Here is a 2,044-nt window from a genome sequence, read left to right on the forward strand (position 1 = left end):
TTTCTTCTCTTGCTGTTGCTTCTAGAGCCCTCGCTGTCTCTTTATTTGGACTTATCGCCAAAATTGAAAATCCAATTATCTCTATACCAAGATTTAAAACCTCTTTACTGTCAATTAAAGCTTCTCTTATTAAATTAGCTAGGCTTTCACTAGATTTTATGGCTTCCTTTAAAGGCATATTTTCTATGCTTTTCTTAGTTAAAACCTTAGTTATATTTACTAATCTTTGAGGGATTTTCTTGTAATCTTCAGTTACATATTTTTTCTTTTTCATATCGTATGTATAGTCTAAAATTTCTGATACTCTCTTATAATCTGCTATTTTATAAGTTATTTGACCTTGAACACTTACTGTTTGATAATCATTTGTAATCTCTTGGAATATAAATGGCACATCTGCACTTGATGTTGGAATCACAACAACTGAAGTATTTGGTACGTAATATATAAAAGATAGCCCCTTTCCTTCTTTCACTATTTTTCCATTTTTATACTTAAAAACATACTCACTTGGTAAAAATTTGATAGATTTAAAGTTAAACATTTTTCTTCCTCCTTTATTATTTCTTAGTCATATTTTGTTACTAAGTAATTTTAAAAAAATATTTATTATTTTAGGTGATAAATTAAAAACTTTTATTTACCACCTATTTGTAGCGTTTTAAAATTTTGGACTCCAATCTGGATTGAATTTATAGTACTTAGATGGACGATGCCCCTTTTCCTTTGATACTAAATCAGTTTCTACAACCATGTCTTTTATCTTTCTCCAAAGCTCCATTCTGGTGAATTTTCTATCTAGTATCAATTCATATATCGATTGAATTTCAGCCCTTGTAAAATACTCTCCTACTAAATTAAATGCTATCGGCGTATACTCTATTTTATTTTTTAGTCTATTCAACGCATCCACTAAAATTCTGTAATGGTCAAATGCCAGTTTTTCTTGAGTCAAAGCTTGTGGATTTACTACTACTTCCTTTAGCTCTGTCACACCTCTTCTTATGCATTTTTCTGTGACTTCATAGGATATGTTTATCTCTTCATCCTCACTTGTAAGCTTCAATAACCACTTAGATTCATTTTCCTTATCGCAGTCGATATTTTCTCTTTTTATGCTAAACCATCTGATATCGTCGGCATCTCTTCCTACCTTAGGTTTTAAATTTTCATTTGGTATAAGTGCCATATGTGCTACTGATAAAACTCTAGTTCTAGGGTCGCGTCCTATGTCTCCATATGTGTATAACTGCTCAAAGTATATATTTGACATATTAGCTTCCTCTCTTATCATTCTATCAACTGCATCATCTAGTGATTCATCTATTTGAACAAATCCTCCAGGAAATGCCCAGCTACCTAGAAAAGGATGTGCATTTCTCTTTATAAGTAAAATTTTAAGTTCTTTTTCGTCTAGCTTTCTGATGTCTTCATTTACTTTATTGGTTACTGTGAAAACAAGTGTATCCACTGTAACAGAAGGTCTCTCGTAGTCGTTTAAATTGTATTGACTTAAAAACTGCTCCTCTGTTAATGTATTTAAATCCTGATTCAATCTATCACCTTCTTTTTCTTAGTTTCTTTTTGTTACCAAGTTTTATTAATTAAATAATAGTCTCTTTTTTAATAAAAGTCAACTGCTTTTTTGAAATTTTTTATAAATCTTCTCTGCTCCTGATGTCTTTTTAAACTTAATCGATTCAGATATTTCCATGTTGCCACTATTAATTTTGTTTTTAATAGAATTAACAACTTTAAGCATAATAACACTCCTATTAAAATACTCCATCTTAATAGTCGTGTCCTTTTTCTGATAATTCATGATACTTATCAATTAGAGTATCAAGCGTAATGGATTTCATACTATCTTCTACAGCCTTTTGTACCTGCATATAAGGCTCTTCAAGTACTCCTCTTATATTTTTTGCTATAGGACATTTACCTTCCTCGCAAGAATGAATACCAATTAGGGAATTAAGTCCCTGTGGCTCTAATGCATGGTATATCATAAAAATATTTATTTCAGAAGGCTCTTTACATAAAG

The 2,044-nt window shown here is 30.6% G+C and carries 4 protein-coding genes; all 4 read right to left on the reverse strand.

Translation table 11 applies throughout. The features are described 5' to 3' along the window. Positions 1 to 544: SPFH domain-containing protein (locus tag MR593_RS05455; protein WP_290690590.1), on the reverse strand; the 544-nt coding region annotated here is incomplete at its 3' end. A gap of 117 nt (positions 545 to 661) precedes the next feature. Next, positions 662 to 1,555, reverse strand: coding sequence for an NUDIX hydrolase (locus tag MR593_RS05460; RefSeq protein ID WP_290690592.1), 894 nt, complete (start codon positions 1,553 to 1,555; stop codon positions 662 to 664). Between the two features lie 78 nt (positions 1,556 to 1,633). Further along, positions 1,634 to 1,762 carry a hypothetical protein gene (locus MR593_RS05465; RefSeq protein WP_290690593.1) on the reverse strand — a complete coding sequence of 43 codons (129 nt, stop codon included), beginning with the start codon at positions 1,760 to 1,762 and terminating at the stop codon, positions 1,634 to 1,636. A gap of 28 nt (positions 1,763 to 1,790) precedes the next feature. Further along, on the reverse strand, positions 1,791 to 2,044 hold a 254-nt coding region (locus MR593_RS05470; protein WP_290690595.1), incomplete at its 5' end, for an Rrf2 family transcriptional regulator.

The organism is Intestinibacter sp. (assembly GCF_022780145.1).
Classification (GTDB): Bacteria; Bacillota; Clostridia; order Peptostreptococcales; family Peptostreptococcaceae; genus Intestinibacter.